The sequence below is a fragment of the Pseudomonas sp. S34 genome (genome assembly GCF_009866745.1).
Lineage (GTDB): Bacteria > Pseudomonadota > Gammaproteobacteria > Pseudomonadales > Pseudomonadaceae > Aquipseudomonas > Aquipseudomonas jessenii.
Genome location: NZ_CP019398.1, coordinates 173931 through 189734, shown reverse-complemented (window position 1 = coordinate 189734; position 15804 = coordinate 173931). Strand labels below are relative to the sequence as shown.

The following is a 15804-nucleotide window of genomic DNA, read 5'->3' as shown; positions in this document are numbered from 1 at the left end:
CATCGGGCGGCGTGGTTCAAGGATAAAGCGACGGGGAGCAACGGCGGCAGCATGCGATGATCGACTGCCACTGCGTTCCCGGCCACCGAGAAAATTCCGGTTTGAAGCGGCGCAAAGGGACAGCGCTCTCGTGCCCTTTGCGCTTGAAGCAATGCTCTTCCGGGGTTAGATGCCCAGGCAGAGGTATTTGATTTCCAGGTAATCTTCGATGCCGTACTTGGAGCCTTCACGGCCCAGGCCCGAGGCCTTGATGCCGCCGAACGGCGCGACTTCGTTGGAGATCAACCCGGTGTTGACGCCGACCATGCCGTATTCCAGGGCTTCAGCCACACGGAACACACGGCCCAGATCACGAGCATAGAAGTACGAGGCCAGACCGAACTCGGTGTCGTTGGACATCGCGATCACATCGGCTTCGTCTTTGAAGCGGAACAGCGGAGCCAATGGACCGAAGGTTTCTTCCTTGGCCACGGCAGCGTTATTCGGCACGTTGGTCAGGATGGTCGGCTCGAAGAAGTTGCCTTCCATCGACTTGCCGCCGGACAGCACGGTGGCGCCTTTGGAAACGGCGTCAGCGATGTGCTCTTGCACCTTGGCCACGGCTTTTTCGTCGATCAGCGGGCCAGTGGTAGTGCCGTCTTCCAGACCGTTGCCGATCTTGAGCTTGGCAACAGCCACTTTCAGCTTCTCGGCGAACGCGTCGTAGACCGAATCCTGAATGTACAGGCGGTTGGCGCAGACGCAGGTCTGACCGTTGTTGCGATACTTGGAAATGATCGCGCCTTCGACGGCCTTATCCAGGTCCGCGTCGTCGAACACGATGAACGGCGCGTTGCCACCCAGCTCCAGGGACACTTTCTTGATGTCCTTGGCGCATTCCGACATCAGTTGACGACCGATTTCGGTCGAACCGGTGAAGGACAGCTTGCGCACGATCGGGTTGCTGGTCAGCTCGCTGCCGATGTCGCCGGCGCTGCCGGAAACAACGCTGAACACGCCAGCCGGGATTCCGGCACGCTGGGCCAGTTCGGCCAGGGCGAATGCAGAGAACGGAGTTTGCGAAGCAGGTTTGAGCACCATGGTGCAACCGGCGGCCAGGGCTGGACCGGCTTTACGGGTGATCATCGCGGCCGGGAAGTTCCACGGGGTGATCGCAGCGGTCACGCCGATTGGCTGCTTGATCACGATCAGGCGCTTGTCTGGCTGGTGGCCCGGAATCACGTCACCGTAGATGCGCTTGGCTTCTTCGGCGAACCACTCGATAAAGGAAGCGGCGTAAACGATTTCGCCCTTGGCTTCGGCCAATGGCTTGCCTTGTTCCAGGGTCATCAGGCGCGCCAGGTCTTCCTGGTTCTCGATGATCAGCTCGTACCAGCGACGCAGCTTGGTCGCACGTTCTTTGGCGGTCAGTGCACGCCAGGCCGGCAGCGCTTTGTCAGCAGCTTCGATCGCACGGCGGGTTTCGGCAGCGCCCATTTTCGGCACGGTGCCCAGAATTTCGCCCGTTGCCGGGTTGTTGACCTTGATCGTCTGACCATTGTCCGCATCGACCCACGCGCCATCGATGAAGGCTTGCTGGCGGAACAACTGGGTGTCTTTAAGCTGCATGTCGGCTTTCCTTAACAGCACCGCAAAGAATGCGGAGCAAATTATGATTGTAGAAAGGCGCCTCGATAGGCTGCCGTCAGGGAAATCATTCACCGGGCTGAAGCACATAAATAGCGCACTGATTGAACTCGTGCGGTTCAGCACCCAGACAAGAGCGTTTGAAATCTCAAACGAATCCTAGGATCAAAGGGGGTAAAGGACAATAGCCTGTTCGAAAAAAAGAACGAAAACGACGCTTTTGCCCATTTTTTCTGATCAACGTAGCAACCGCGCGTTACAGCTTCAAAAAACACAGGCGATTCAGCAGCATGGACGCCTTCAACGCATATGAGTATCATGGCGCCCGCTGCACCAGTAGCTCAGCTGGATAGAGTACTGCCCTCCGAAGGCAGGGGTCGTGGGTTCGAATCCCGCCTGGTGCACCATTTCAAGACTCCTTCAATGATTTCGCATGCATACACATCGCTGAAATCATCACTGAAAAGCCCGCAAATTGCGGGCTTTTGTGTTTTTCCATCCTTCCAGATATTTGTGCACAGCCTTGGAACAACTGGCATCACCAGTTCGCACCGCCATACTGCTTTGCCAGCTTCTCGAATTTAGCGCAGGTGTTGTAGGTGGCCACATCATCGACCACGTTGGAAACGCAGCGGCCATAAGCGATCAATTCGTATACCTGCAGTCCATGACGCTTGGTCAGGTAGTACTCCACAGGTAATAGCTGTGCCATGTAGCCCACCTCCAGATGCGAGTCTTCAATGGCCTTCATGACCTGCTTCTGGTCACCACTACGATCGACTTCCTTGAACAGCATGTTGAATGTCCAGGCTGTACGCCCGGCACTTTGCAGGCTGGTGCGCAAATAGGATGCCGCACGCGCCGAGTCGCCAGCGATGGAGTAAGCCACCGCCAGTTTGTTGGTGACTGCAACATTGCCCTGCAGGGTCGTCGGCAAGGGCTGCGCCTCGATGCGAGCCAGATTCACCTTGAGCTGTTCGCGATTGCTGGAAACCAGATCGTTCAGTCGGAACAGATAGTCCGCCGAAGTGAAATCCGGTAGCGGCCCCGCCGGCCGGCGACGGCGCTGCTCTGGCGGCAGGCTGGCGGTGAGTTTCACGATCGGTTCCAGCCGCTGTTCGGACGGCTGGTAGATACTCTCGTCCACATGGCTCAGTTCCTTGCTACAGCCCTTCAGATTGATCTGGTAATTACCACCCTTACCCGTCACACAACGGGTTGTTTGCGGGGCGTGCGCCACCAGCGCACCTTCACTGTATTTGCCGAGACGGCGTACAGCCATTTTAAGACCATCGAGCGAATACCCGGCTTTCACCAGCAACTGCGCGGAAAAATGGTCTGCCGCAATTTCCTGCTCCTGGTTCCAGTGCCGATAGACTAGGCCCTTGGTCATGTCATCGACGGTCTCGCCGAAGAGCAGGCTATAACCACCGGCTCCAGCTGCCCAGGCGCCCAGCTTGGTCATGTCCAATGCAGTCTGTTGCAGGCCGCCCTTGGTGGTATCACCTTGATAGACATGCCCAAGCTCGTGGGCGATGACCGCTGCAACCTCATCTTCTGAACTGGCCTGGGCTATCAGCCCGGCCGACACCACGATGGTTGTAGCCGAGAGAGAATAGGCCTCGTACCCGCTGAACGAGTCCACGACCACCACGCAGTCGCACGGCACCGCCCAAGCACCTTCAAGGCGCTGGCGGATACCCTGCACATATTGGATCAGCGCAGGATCCAGGACTGGCGTGCGATCCATCTGCCGCAACAGCCGCACATCATCAATGTTGACTTTGCGATCGGCGCCCTCCAACGGCTTGAATGCACTGTACTTCGGGTCGACAGCGCAACCGGACAGCGCCGCCAGTGCAAATGCGAACAGACAGGCACCCAGTCTCATCATTTGCATCCTTCGCCCGCTCCCTTGACGCTTGCAGATTTCGCATCGCCAGCCAGGGTCACAGGTATGGTGCTACAGGCATCGACCACCAGTTTTTCGTTCACCAACTCCACATCGGCACGCGAAACCTTCCAGGCAGCAGCGCCCTGGCGAAACTCCAGGCGGTTGCCTTCCACTGACTTGGCCGCCAGTGGGTAAGTCAGTTTGCCCAGCTCCGACACCAACCGATACTCGCCACCCTTGGCGGCTTCAACTTCGATGAGTTCGGGATGGGGAATTGCCTGGATCTGCAACGTATCTGCCGAAGCCGAAACAATATTCAGGCTAGCAAGTAGCAACAGCTGGATTGAGAAACGCTTTTTCATCAGGTCCATCCTTAGAGTAATTCTGCTCACCGGCCAAGACGACTTCCCACAGGAAAGGCATGAAAGCCGCCAGCGCCAGCCAACCGTCGGGAGCCATGTTCGCCAGGTAGAACAGGTAGTAGCCGACCGCGACTACCAATGTGTTGAGTGCGGTAAAACCCAATGTCTTCATGATCTTAAAGACAAATGAATCTTTCTCGGCGGCGCTGGATTTGCGTGTCTGGACTTGCCAGCCAAGGGTGCCCTGCAAGTGCATACACATCAGAATCATCACCAACAGGAATAGAAAGTTGGCAATTTGGGAATCGCTCTGATGTATGTAGTGCTCTCCCCTTTCGTCCAGGTTTGCCAATGCATTGGCGTGCAGGTATACGCCAGCCACCTGGCCATACAATGGCGACTGTACGTAGTCGTTCAGGCTGGGCATGACGTTCCCCACCAATACCACGAAGGGTTCACCGGGCTTGAGTCGAGGCGGCCTTAGACTTACCGGGTGCTCGCCGTACAACTGCGACAGTCGAACCTGATGGACCGGCATGCACGCGGCTGTCGGGTTTTCGGCTGCCGTCGAGAGACCGGCGAGACGCCAAAGAATCGAAATCACATCGCGCAACGCACTCGCGTGCTCGGCCCTGCAATCGTCCCGCGAAGTCATAGCCCACTGAATGGAGAGCTCTGGCAGGCTTGCCGCCTCGGCCCAGCGACAATCTTCGGCGCGCGCCTTGCACAGATCCTGGTAGAGCGCGCCAGCCGCCGTCGCCACGGGTTCAGCGGTGGTCGCCGTGCCCAGAGGCGCCTTCAGCGGATAGAGATCGCCTACCCCGTCCCACGCAGAGACTGCCAGCGAGGCAGACTGCAACTGCTCGCGAGCCTGTGGAGACATCGGCACAAAACTCCCTCCCCCGGCCAAATGAATCCTCGAGGCCACCTGGTTTGCGTCCAAACGCTCCAGAACACGGCCAAGCTGCTGCAAGTCGCCACTCGTGGTGCGAGGGCGTTCAAAGAAGATGTCGTAGAAGATGGCCGCCGGAGCCGGCTCGCCGCTTTTGGGCAGGGCGAGGTCACGCAGAATGCGGCCATGATCGGCGTAGGTCAGGGGCCAGTCATTGGCCTCCAGCCAACCCTTTCCATCATTGTGCAACCCGGCGATGCTGGGGTAATCAATCGCGACGACCGTTACCGGTGCGGGCGCGACAGGATGGCTGAATGCCCGAAATCGCCCGAGTTGATCCGACAGAGCCTTGTCAGCGGCGGAGGACAGACCAAACGGATCACAGAACAAGCCCCAGTAGCCAAGCATCAAATAAAGCCCTATACGAGCCAGCGGCCACTTGCGGAGCTTTTCAAAACCGTCATCCAAAACCCTGAACACTTCATCGCTCCGTGATGTCACTAGGCCACTTTCCGATCAAGGATATCTAAATGATTTGTGCGATGTACATTTAATTAAATAGTTTTGCCTCCAGTCAGGTGGCGGACGTTGTCGGCGGTTAGGCCCACATGGGCAAACTGTTTAGACAGGAGAACGCCCCAGTTCCCAAGGCCCGAGGCTTTTTTGCGAAGCAAAAAAAACCGCCGAAGCGGTTTTTTTTCATTCTGTAGTCCAGTCGAATTCGTCGTACTCATCATCGTCCTCGTCGTCCTCGAAAAACTCCTCTTCAAGGTCGTCGTCTTCAACAACATCCTCTTCCGGCTGATTCAGCAGAAAATCCTTGCGACTCTCGGTAATCGCTCGCCGCAGTTCTTCACCCTTTTGCGGGCAGTTGAGCATTTGGGCGATGCGGTCGATCTTTTTTGCCACGGCATCCTCCAACGCATCGGCTATAGCACTGATAGTGCGCGCTTTCGGGGGTGGATGCCAAATCCCCGGAATGCCGCGCACTTCAGTTTTCTGCAAATCCGCTGGGGCGATCAGCCTTTAGCGGTGATAGCGCCGCACCACGCTGCTGTTTTTCAGGACGTGGCCTCTGATTTTTTCCAGCAGCTGCGCGCGGGTCAGGCCGGCGGGCAAGGCGTCCGGGGGCAGGTCCAGGGCGTAGATCTGGATGATGTAGTGGTGCGCGCTGTCGCCAACGGGCGGGCAAGGGCCGACATAGCCGGTGGTTGCCTTGCTGTTGGTACCGGCGACGCCCTCGAGGCCGGGTTTGCTCCCGGCACCGGCCGGGATCTGGTGGGTGCCGGCCTTGATGCCGTAATGCACCCACTGATCGATGCCCTGGCCCTGCTGGCCGTCAGGGTCGTGCATGACGATGGCGTAGCTTTGGGTGGCTGCCGGGCCGGCGTTCCAGTTCAATGCCGGGGAAATGTTATGCCCGCCACAGCCCGCGGAGTCGCTGGCGGCGGCCGATGTGAACAGGCGATCATCGGAGACTCCAGGAATGTTCAGGGTGAAACGTTCCTGGGCCTGCGCCGGGAACTGCACGCAAAGGGCGACTGCCAAGGCCGCGAGCCAAGGGTTCATTGAGGTCAATCGGGGCATACCGGAGCACCTTGTACGTGTTGGGCCGTCGTCGGCGTGCAAACTATAGCCGCACCGTTCACGCCGTGGCAGGGGCAATTGGCTGAACCTCGCGATAAGTACCAGACTCATAAGTGAAACGTCTGTCTGGAGAGCAATCATGACTCTGCATCGCGTTGCGCGTGTCGCCAATGTGCCCGAAGACCGGGGTCTGGAAGTGCAGGTCCAGGACAGCAAGATTCTGCTGTTGCGGGCCGGCGAACAACTGCGCGCGTATCAGGCCGAATGCCCGCATGCCGGAGCCCCGCTGGCGGACGGCGCGATATGCCACGGGCGCCTGACGTGTCCATGGCACAAGGCGCAGTTTCGGGTCGAGGATGGCGGGCTGTGCGAACCGCCAGCCCTGGACAGCCTCAAGCGCTATCCCCTTGAAGTCCGTGACGGCGACATCTGGGTCGGCGACCAGCCGATGCCGGACGCCCACGCGCCACCGGCCGACGATCCACGAACCTTCATCATTGTCGGCGCTGGCGCGGCAGGCACAGCGGCGGCGGCGTGTTTGCGCGAGAAAGGTTTCGGCGGCCGGTTACTGTTGATCGACCGCGAAGCCGATGCCGGATACGACCGCACGGCGCTAAGCAAATACGTGATCGCCGGGGAGATGCCGCTGCACGAAGTCCCGCCGCTACGCGATGAGGATTTTTACCGCGAGCAACGGATCGAGCGCCTGCGAGGCGAAGTGGCAAGCCTGGACGCGCAAAACCGGACGCTGCGGCTGACTGACGGCCAATCACTGACATACGACGCCGCGCTGCTGGCCACCGGCGGCGTGCCCAACCCGCTGACGCTGCCCGGCGCCGACCTGCCGCAAGTGTTCGTCCTGCGCTCCAAAGCCCATGCGCAGCAGATTCTGGACAGCGCCAGCGCCGGCCAGCAGGTGGTGATCATCGGCGACAGCTTCATTGCCATGGAATCCGCCTCGTCCCTGCGCCAGCTTGGCCTGCACGTGACCGTACTGGCCCGCCACGAGGTGCCGCTTGCCAAACAGTTCGGCGACACGGTCGGCAAGGCCATTCGCGCACGACATGAAGCCCATGGCGTCGTGTTTCATACCCAGGGCAATGCGGTACAGATCGAAGGGACGGACAAGGTCGAAGCCGTGCGCCTGGACAACGACCAACGCCTGGCGGCCGATCTGGTGCTGGTCGGCATCGGCGTGACGCCAGCCACGGCGGCCTTTACCGGGTTACCGAAGGAGCAGGATCACTCGCTGCATGTCGATGGCGCAATGCGCGTGGCCGACGGTCTCTGGGCGGCTGGCGATATCGCAACGTTCCCGCTGAACAACCAATACCTGCGCATCGAACACTGGCGACTGGCCCAACAACAGGCGCGGATCGCCGCGGCCAATATGCTGGGCGGTGACGAGCATTACCTCGACGTGCCGTTTTTCTGGACCTGGCATTTCGGTAAAACCTATGACTACCTCGGCCACTCCGAGGCCTGGGACGAAGTCGAGTTCAAGGGCGACCCTTACAACCCGCCGTTCATAGGCCTGTTCGGAAAAAACGGCGTGGTGTCGGCGGCGGTAGCCTGCGAGATGGACCGGGCAATGGCGATGCTCGCCGAGCGGATGAAACAACCGCTGCCATGGGAAGAGGCATGGCGCCTGATCCGTGACGTTCCCTAGAGTTGCCAGACAGCAAAACGCCCGGCGCCTGCGCGATGCAGAGGCCGGGCGTTGCGGGGTAAACGGCCGCCGTTATTCGGTGGCGCCAGCATCCGCAAACTTGCTCATCACAAAACCGGCAAACTCTTCGACGGTCATTTTCTGGCCGTTGAAGTCCACCTGATTGTTGGCGTAACGCAGGTTGGTGACGATGTTATTGCCGTCCAGTTTTGCCAGTTGGCTGCCGACCGCCATGCTGCTGAACATGTCCGCGGTGGCGGTGGCCTGATCGGCAATCAGCTTGGCGTCGGTCTGACCGTCGATTTGCGATTGCACGGTGAGCAAATCGATCAGCATGGGTTTGGACACTTGCAGCTTGAAGTCCAGCAGCGCGATCAGCTGTCTGACCAACTGATCGGTCGGCAGATCGATAGCTTGTGGCTTGGTCAGGTCGAGCACCATGTTGGCGCGGCTCTCACCGTTGGCGGTGTTGAACGACAGGTTTTCCAGGGCCACTTGTGGTCCGGCCGCCAGCAGTTTTTCCAGGCTGGACTTGAGCAGCGCCTCTTCGGCTTCGGTCAGTTTCAGCTCCGGTGCCGGCAGACCGGCTGCCGTTGCTTCGGCCACCGCCCTTTCATACGGCTGCAGTTTGCTCTGGTAAACCTGCATCAACGACAGGGTCGCCGGAATGTCGAGGTTCTTCAGGCTCATGGCCAGCGCACCGGAACCAATGGTCTTGCCGTTCAGGGACACTTCGCCGACCTTGTAGTCGGCACGCCCGGAGACGTTGCTGCCCTTTTCTTCAGTCAGGTTCTTCATTTCGAATTTCTTGAAGTCCAGCACCGACTGCTTGACGCCAAAAGTCGATTTGCCGCTAACCAGTTCAACGACGTTTTCGCCGGTGTAGAAACCGTAGGTACTTTTTGTCAGGTTGCTGGCCAGGGTCAGGCCATTGAATTCAACCTGCACCGGCGTCTGGTCTTCGGACACGGTGGTCACCTTCAGGCTGTCCATGTAGCCGTTGGCCTTGACCTTCTGCGCCTTGGCGCTGGCGTCGACGTCCATTTTCAAGCCGGAGAACTTCATGCTCGACTTGTCATCCAGTGCCATTTCCAGCGGCTGCAACTCGAAGGTGCCATTGGTAGCGTTGTCATAGCCGATATTGACCACGCCGGTCAGCGGGGACTTGTCCTTGGCGGCGGCAAACCACTTCTCGGTGAACGGGGTCTTTTCCAGCTCGTAGTGACTGGTCGCCAGGACCGGCAGCCACTTGAGCGACATCAGGCGCGAGAACGGCAACGGGCCGTGTTCGATGTGATCGACAAACAGCAACTCAACCGGCGCTTCGCCGAACATTTCGCCTTCGCCCTTGAGGCGATAGTGCGCGGTGCTGCTGAACACATGACGCTCCAGCGACACCAGCTCCAGCGACGCCGTGCCGTTGGAACCAACCATCGCCGCCTGCAGTTCCTTGTTGGCATCGGCAATCGAGGTGTTCAGCACACCTTCGATCCTGGTGCTGGTGAACCAGGCCCCGCCTGCGCTGATGGCACCGATTGCGACAACAATTCCCAGTAGCACGCCTGCTGATTTATTCATGTATGACCCGTTCAGTGTCCGTTGTTGAAAGTGAGGTCGTCTTCCCTGAACCCATGACGGGTTGCGGCTCGACTGTGCTGAAAGTGGAATGGAGATTAGCACCAGGGGCGACGAACGGCCCAATGATTAAAGGTGAAAGAGTGTCTTGGGGTTGTTCACAGGGTTGGGGATTATTTGTGCCTATGCAATCGCCTTCGCGAGCAAGCCCGCTCCCACATGAGAATGCATTCCAATGTGGGAGCGGGCTTGCTCGCGAAGGCGTAGGTACAGCCAATATCGATATCTCAGGAATACTGGACTTCAATCTCATCCAACTGATGATCAAAGCTTTTGAGCCGCGCAGTCCAGGTGTACACCAGCACTTCGAAGTCACGGTTGATCACCGCCCCGCCCGTCACTTCCGCGCGCGGGTCGCAGACGTCCAGTTGATAGCGTTCGCGGGCCATGGCCGTGGCGACATCGGCCAGTTCGCGGGCATTGCTGAGCCAGTGCCGACCGTCGTCAGCCACCTGCCGGTCCAGCGCCAGGCACTGTTTTTTCAGGCTCTCGAGGCTTTTTTCCAGCGGCGTGCCGGTCAATTCGCCCATGACTTCCTGAAAGGTGCGCCCCGGTTGCCAGTAACTGCCCCAGAAATAGCAGTCGAACACCGTTTCGACACGACGCAACGCCACCTTGGTGTCCCAGATGAGGACCAGGGTCTTGCCCTGTTCGAGTTGTCTTTTCTTGATGCGTTGATTCTGGACCGAGGCCCAGGCCACCACCGCAATGGACATCACGGCAATCAGCGCGGCGGCACTGTCGAGGAACGCCATAGCCTTGTCGATCTGGTGGGCCAGCATGATGCCGTAGAAATAGGTGGCCGACAGCAGCACCAACGCCACGATGGCGCACCAGAAGCCGAGAGCATAAGGGTTTTTCATTATTGGTTTCCCCCTGACCTGCGCGAGCCTTGTGCGAAGAAAGGGCGCTTTTGCACGGGGCGCCCCTCCAACACTTCAAAGCATAGCAACGGCCTCAGGGTTTGCCGGAGTTCGACGCTTGCGTTCGTCCGCTTTCCCAACCGCCGCCCAAGGCGAGGAACAAATCGATCTGGCTGGCGGCAACCTGGGTGTTAGCGGCCGCCAGCTGCGCCGTGACGTCGATGTAGGTGCGGGTGGCTTGCAGGTCGGCCAGGAACGAGGCGCGGCCGGCCTGGAAGAAGCGGTGGGTCTGGTCGGCCGCCAGTTTTGCCGATTGCTCGGCATCGGCCAGTGCATCGCGGCGTTGCAGCAATGCCGTGTACTGGGCAAGACCGGTCTGGGTCTCGCGAATGGCGTTGAGCACCACCCCGTCGAAATGCGCCAGGGTCGCCTGGGTCACCGCTTCGGCTTCGCGGATGCGCGCCCGGGCGCCGTTGGTCGGCACGTTCCAGGTCAGCGACGGACCGAAGCCCCAGCGGTTGGTAGACGGGTCGCCGAGATCGTCCAGGATACCGACGGTACCGATGGTCGCGCCGATGCTGATGTTCGGATACAGCTCGCCCGTGGCGACGCCGATACCGGCCGTCGCGGCCGCCAGTCGCCGCTCGGCCTGCCGCACATCGGGACGACGCTTGAGCAACGTGGCGCCATCGCCCACCGGTACCAGTTGCGCGATTTTTGGCAGCTCGTCGCAGGTGGCGGTGCCGGCCGGCAGTTGGTCCACCGGCTTGGCCAGCAACATCGACAAGCGGTACAGCCCGGCCTGACGCGACGCTTCATAGCGCGGCATGTCGGCGCGCAGGGATTTGAATTGGGTCTGCGAGCGGGTGACCTGGGTTTCGTCGCCACGCCCGGCATCGCGCAAGCGCTGGATCAGCGTGGTGCTCTGGGCTTGCAGGTCGAGGGAATGCTGGGCAATTTCCCGCTCTTCATTGGCCGCGCACACCTGGGTGTAGGCGCGAACCACGTCGGCCACCACGGTGATGCGTGCAGTATCGGCAGCTGCCTGTGTCGCATCGGCATTGGCCTTGGCCGCTTCGATACCGCGTTGCAAGGTGCCGAACAGGTCGAACTGGTACGACGCGCTGATGCCGATATCGCCGATGTTGGCCACCGGCACTTTTTCCGGCAGCAGGAATGCCTGGCCAGACTCCTGCAAGCGCTGGGCGCCCATCTGCACGCCGCCGCTCCAGCCGCCCGCCGCTTCGGCCTCATCAACCTGCGCACGAGACCGCGACAGGCTGGCCGCCGCCACACGCAAATCGGTGTTGGAGGCCATGGCCTGCTGCACCAACTGGTCGAGCCGCGGGTCCTTGTACAGGCGCCACCAATCGGCCGGCACCGGTGCGGAAACCACCGTTTTGCCGTCGACCGCCAGATCGCCCTGGAAGTCTGGACGATGGACAGCCGCCTCTTCGGGCAGATGATAATCCGGCCCGACCATCTGACACGCCGACAGCAGCAAACCCAATCCGGCGACCGCCAAACCCGAGGCCTTGCTCATTGCGCCGGCTCCCGTTGCCGATCGTCGATGATCGATACCGTGGCGGTGCGCCCGGCGATCATGCGGAAGTCGTCCGGCACGTCATCGAAGGCTATTCGCACCGGAATCCGCTGGGCCAGCCGCACCCAGCTGAAGGCCGGGTTGACGTTGGGCAGCAGGTTATTGCCGCTGGTGCGGTCGCGGTCTTCGATACCGGCGACGATGCTCTCCACATGCCCGCGCAGGCGTGCATTGTCGCCGATCACCCGGATGTCGACGCTCTGCCCGATATGAATGCCGTTCAGTTTGGTTTCTTCGAAATAGCCGTCGATGTGGAACGAGTTGCTGTCGACCACCGACAACACGGGCCGCCCGGCGCTGACGAACTCCTGGGGCCGTGGCGCGCGGTCGTTGACGTAGCCGTCCACCGGGCTGCGAATCACCGAGCGGTCGAGGTTGAGCTGCGCGCTGTCCACCGCCACCTGGGCTTCCATCAACGCCACTTGGGCGCGGGCCACTTTCGACTGGCTTTCTTCCAGTTGCTCACCCGGCACCAGGTTGCCAAGACCCTTGTTCCGCTTGGCCTCGCGCTGGGCCTGGGCCAGGGTTTCTTCACGGTCGGCGACTGCCGCTTTCGCTTGGCGCAGGGCCAGCTTGAAGCGGTCCGGATCGATACTGAACAGCACCTGGCCGCGCTTGACCAACTGATTGTCGCGCACCTCCACTTGCTGGATCAGCCCGGAGACATCCGGCGCGATTTGCACGATGTCGGCGCGGATGTGCCCATCGCGGGTCCAGGGCGCGAACATGTAATACATCACCATGCGCCAGACCACGACCACGGCGAAGCTCACGATCAGCAGGGTCAGCACCACGCGACCCAGGGTTAGAAACGGTTTTTTCATGTCATCAGGTATCGACTGAGTGAGTCCACGGCGCCAAGCAGCAAGGCGTAGAGGGCCACGTTGAACAATGCCCGGTGCCAGACCAGACGGTAAAAGTGCAGGCGCGTCAGCACCCCGTGCACCAACAGGTACAACACATACGTAATGCCCATCAGCACCAGCAGCGTAGGCAGGAACACCCCGCTCAGATCCAGGTCACCGATCATAAGGGTGCTCCATCAATGCCATGGGGAAGCGGCTCTTCGGGCTCGGCGGAACCGACGAATTCGACGCCGGGCAACAGTGCCAGGCGCAGGCCGCTCAGGGCGTGCAGCAGATGCCGACGGGTTTCATCATCGCCGGCACCGCTGAGGGCGCGACGCGTGCGGTCGAGGGTCATCAGCAACGGGCTCGGTGCCTGCAAGCGCTCACCGGCCTTGAGACAGGCCTTGAAGTACTCGCCAACCTCGGCCACCACCTGGCGCAGCAGCACCTGCGGCACACCAAGGACCCGCGGCGTATAAGCGAGCAGGTCCAACAGATTCAGCGCCACCCGCACTTCCCGCAGCGCCACGCCGGAGTCCTGGCCGGTCATGGCCAGGCGCGGCAGGTGCTGCATCAGCCGATCGAGCATCCGTATGCCCAGAAGCCGATGCTCAGACAACGTGGCCGGCTCGGCAAGGCCGACAATGTCACGCCAGCTGAAACGCGTCAGGCGCTTGGCTGCCAGTTCGGCACCGAACGGCCGGGCGATCAGGGTCCAGATGAACGCGAACAGCAACCCCATGGGGCCGGCCAGGTTGGAGTTGGCGAAACTGAGGAAGTCCGCGTCGTAAGCGCCCTGAATGCTGATGAAGGACGAGGTGTTGACCAGGGTCAGCAGCATGCCCAGGTAAAACTGCGGCTTGACCGTCAGGGTGCCGACACAAATGAACGGCACGGCAAACGCCAGTACCAGCATCGGAAAGTCATGCAGGTTGGGCAGCACCAGAAACAGATAAAGGCTGGCGAACACCACCGACATCGCCGTCCAGAAAAAGAACCGGTAAATCTGCGGCGCGGGGTCGTCCATCGAGGCAAAGAAACTACACGCCACCGCCGCCAGGATCACTGCGCTGCCGCCATCGGTCCAGCCGAGCAGAATCCACAGCAGCGAAGCGACGATAATCGCGGTGACGGTGGAAGCAGCGGAATAAAACATCAGGCCGCGATCCAGAAACGGGGACAGCCGCCCCAGCCGCCAATGCCGATACACCGCTCGCCAGTTGTCCTGGCTTTCGCACTGGATGGCGTACTGCAGGCTGCGGCAGTCCTGCCACAAATCGATCCACTCGCCGAGACGGTAAATGGCGTTGGAGAACAGCAGCTGCTTGCGGTCATCCAGCGCTTCGGGAGCCGGTTGCAGGGCCTCGAGTTTATCCTTCAGTGCCTGCCAGCGGTCGAGATCGGCCTCCTTGTGCGCGAGCCACTCGGTGGTGGCCGTCAGCAATGGCGCGAACTTGTCCACAAGCTCGGGGGTGCGCCGTTCCAGGGCGTAAAGCGCATCGTCGAGGGCATCGATCACTGGCAGCAGGTGAATCATCCGTCCGCGCAATTCCTTGGTGTTGCGCACCGTCTGCGGACGCGAGCCTTCGTGGGGCAACTGGCCGATCATCAACTCCAGGGAGTTGAAGGTAGCAACCATCGATGCCCGCAACGCGCTGACCTCTTCAGGCTGCACGTTGCGGCTGAGGAAGCGCAGGCTGTAGGTCGATGCATCGGTAAACCATTTACTCACCGAATCATTGAACACCGGCGCCAGGCGCCGGGGCCAGAACATGGCACCGACCACTGCCGCCACGGCGATGCCCAGAAAGATTTCTTCGGTCCGCGCTTCGGCCACGTCCCACACCCCCAGCGGGTTGTTCACCACCGGCAGGGCGATCAGCGGCAAGGTGTAACCGGCGAGCATCAAGGCGTAGTTGTTGGCCGTGCGCAAATGCAGGGACAGAAACAGCAGCGTCCCGGTCCACAGCGCAATCACCACCACCAGCACGTAGGGGCTCTGCACGAACATCGGCACGAACAAAACCGCCGCAGCTGCGCCGATAAAGGTGCCGACCGCCCGGTACAGCGCCTTGGAACTGGTAGGACCGAGAAACGGACTGGAAACGATGTACACCGTAGCCATCGCCCAATACGGACGCGGCATTTGCATGAGCAGGGCGATGTACAGCGCGATCATCGATGCGGCGAAGGTGCGGACTCCGTAGAACCAGTCCCGCGCCGGGGGCATGCCAGAGAAAAATCCGCTCAAGAGTTGGCCACCGATGGCGGCGTGGCCGCTTCAAATGCTCTCAGTACCCGCAGCGTAGCTTCCAGATCACTCTGGTCAATGCCTTCAAGGACTTCGTGGCGCAAGCGCACCAGTTCCACTTCGACCGCCTGCACCAGCTCCCGACCGGTTTCGGTCAGGCTCAGGCATTTGGCGCGGCGGTCCTGTGCATCTTCGGTGCGGCAGACGTAGCCGCCATGGCACAACTGATCGAGCAAGCGCACCAGCGACGGGCTCTCCATCCCTGCCGCCTGGGCCACCGTTACCTGACGCACACCCTCGCCCAGCCGCCCGATCATCAACAACGGAACGGCGCAGGCTTCGGAGATTCCATAGTTGGCCAACGTGGTCTGGCAGATTTTGCGCCAGTGCCTGGCGGCCACCACCATGGCACTGCTGATGTTCATCTGGAGGATGTCGAGGTTATTCGGCACGAGGGAAAACACACACTGTTAGTTTGCTAACTATCAATATCGCATTGGAAGGGATTTTTCGTCAAGTTTTGAAACATATTGGCTTCCATCCGTCGCGAAGCCATATGGGGTGAACAAGCCAC

Annotated in this window: 14 protein-coding genes and 1 tRNA gene; 2 read left to right on the top strand and 13 right to left on the bottom strand. The window is 60.4% G+C overall.

The window, feature by feature from the left end; translation table 11 throughout:
• Positions 1–165: 165 nt before the first annotated feature.
• On the bottom strand, positions 166–1608 hold the full coding sequence (gabD, locus tag PspS34_RS00795) for an NADP-dependent succinate-semialdehyde dehydrogenase (protein WP_154861288.1): 1443 nt from the start codon (positions 1606–1608) through the stop codon (positions 166–168).
• A gap of 348 nt (positions 1609–1956) precedes the next feature.
• On the opposite strand from gabD, the gene PspS34_RS00790 reads away from it, so the two are divergent.
• Positions 1957–2033 (top strand) — tRNA-Arg (locus tag PspS34_RS00790).
• Between the two features lie 131 nt (positions 2034–2164).
• Here PspS34_RS00790 and PspS34_RS00785 read toward each other — a convergent pair.
• The 5 genes from PspS34_RS00785 to PspS34_RS00765 all read right to left on the bottom strand — a co-directional run bounded on the left by PspS34_RS00785 (position 2165) and on the right by PspS34_RS00765 (position 6361).
• On the bottom strand, positions 2165–3517 hold the full coding sequence (locus tag PspS34_RS00785) for a M48 family metalloprotease (protein WP_223508439.1): 1353 nt from the start codon (positions 3515–3517) through the stop codon (positions 2165–2167).
• A complete protein-coding gene (locus tag PspS34_RS00780; protein ID WP_154861291.1) occupies positions 3517–3882 on the bottom strand; it encodes a hypothetical protein in 366 nt (121 codons plus the stop codon). The genes PspS34_RS00785 and PspS34_RS00780 overlap by 1 nt, the downstream gene beginning before the upstream one ends.
• The gene (locus PspS34_RS00775) at positions 3842–5254 is read right to left on the bottom strand and encodes a CHASE2 domain-containing protein (RefSeq protein ID WP_154861292.1); all 1413 of its coding nucleotides are present in this window, start codon (positions 5252–5254) and stop codon (positions 3842–3844) included. The genes PspS34_RS00780 and PspS34_RS00775 overlap by 41 nt, the downstream gene beginning before the upstream one ends.
• A gap of 219 nt (positions 5255–5473) precedes the next feature.
• The gene (locus tag PspS34_RS00770) at positions 5474–5764 is read right to left on the bottom strand and encodes a hypothetical protein (protein WP_223508440.1); all 291 of its coding nucleotides are present in this window, start codon (positions 5762–5764) and stop codon (positions 5474–5476) included.
• Between the two features lie 36 nt (positions 5765–5800).
• Positions 5801–6361 (bottom strand): YbhB/YbcL family Raf kinase inhibitor-like protein, encoded by a 561-nt coding sequence (locus PspS34_RS00765; RefSeq protein ID WP_154861293.1) that lies wholly within the window; start codon positions 6359–6361, stop codon positions 5801–5803.
• A 139-nt stretch (positions 6362–6500) separates the two neighbouring features.
• Here PspS34_RS00765 and PspS34_RS00760 point away from each other — a divergent pair, with 139 nt between their 5' ends.
• Positions 6501–8030 (top strand): FAD-dependent oxidoreductase, encoded by a 1530-nt coding sequence (locus PspS34_RS00760; RefSeq protein WP_154861294.1) that lies wholly within the window; start codon positions 6501–6503, stop codon positions 8028–8030.
• Positions 8031–8102: 72 nt separating this feature from the next.
• Here the strand turns inward: PspS34_RS00760 and PspS34_RS00755 are convergent, their stop codons facing one another.
• The 7 genes from PspS34_RS00755 to PspS34_RS00725 form a co-directional block, all read right to left on the bottom strand.
• The gene (locus PspS34_RS00755; RefSeq protein ID WP_154861295.1) at positions 8103–9608 is read right to left on the bottom strand and encodes a YdgA family protein; all 1506 of its coding nucleotides are present in this window, start codon (positions 9606–9608) and stop codon (positions 8103–8105) included.
• Positions 9609–9892: 284 nt separating this feature from the next.
• Positions 9893–10528, bottom strand: a complete 636-nt coding sequence (locus PspS34_RS00750; RefSeq protein WP_159389492.1) for an NADH:ubiquinone oxidoreductase subunit N — start codon at positions 10526–10528, stop codon at positions 9893–9895.
• Positions 10529–10622: 94 nt separating this feature from the next.
• Positions 10623–12071 carry an efflux transporter outer membrane subunit gene (locus tag PspS34_RS00745; protein WP_154861296.1) on the bottom strand — a complete coding sequence of 483 codons (1449 nt, stop codon included), beginning with the start codon at positions 12069–12071 and terminating at the stop codon, positions 10623–10625.
• Positions 12068–12955 carry an HlyD family secretion protein gene (locus PspS34_RS00740; RefSeq protein WP_154861297.1) on the bottom strand — a complete coding sequence of 296 codons (888 nt, stop codon included), beginning with the start codon at positions 12953–12955 and terminating at the stop codon, positions 12068–12070. Before PspS34_RS00740 ends, PspS34_RS00745 begins: the two co-directional genes overlap by 4 nt.
• The gene (locus PspS34_RS00735) at positions 12952–13161 is read right to left on the bottom strand and encodes a DUF1656 domain-containing protein (protein ID WP_007987399.1); all 210 of its coding nucleotides are present in this window, start codon (positions 13159–13161) and stop codon (positions 12952–12954) included. The genes PspS34_RS00740 and PspS34_RS00735 overlap by 4 nt, the downstream gene beginning before the upstream one ends.
• Positions 13158–15230 (bottom strand): FUSC family protein, encoded by a 2073-nt coding sequence (locus PspS34_RS00730; protein WP_154861298.1) that lies wholly within the window; start codon positions 15228–15230, stop codon positions 13158–13160. Before PspS34_RS00730 ends, PspS34_RS00735 begins: the two co-directional genes overlap by 4 nt.
• Entirely contained in the window at positions 15227–15655 is a 429-nt protein-coding gene (locus tag PspS34_RS00725) for a MarR family transcriptional regulator (RefSeq protein WP_046040691.1), read from the bottom strand. The genes PspS34_RS00730 and PspS34_RS00725 overlap by 4 nt, the downstream gene beginning before the upstream one ends.
• Between the last annotated feature and the right edge of the window lie 149 nt (positions 15656–15804).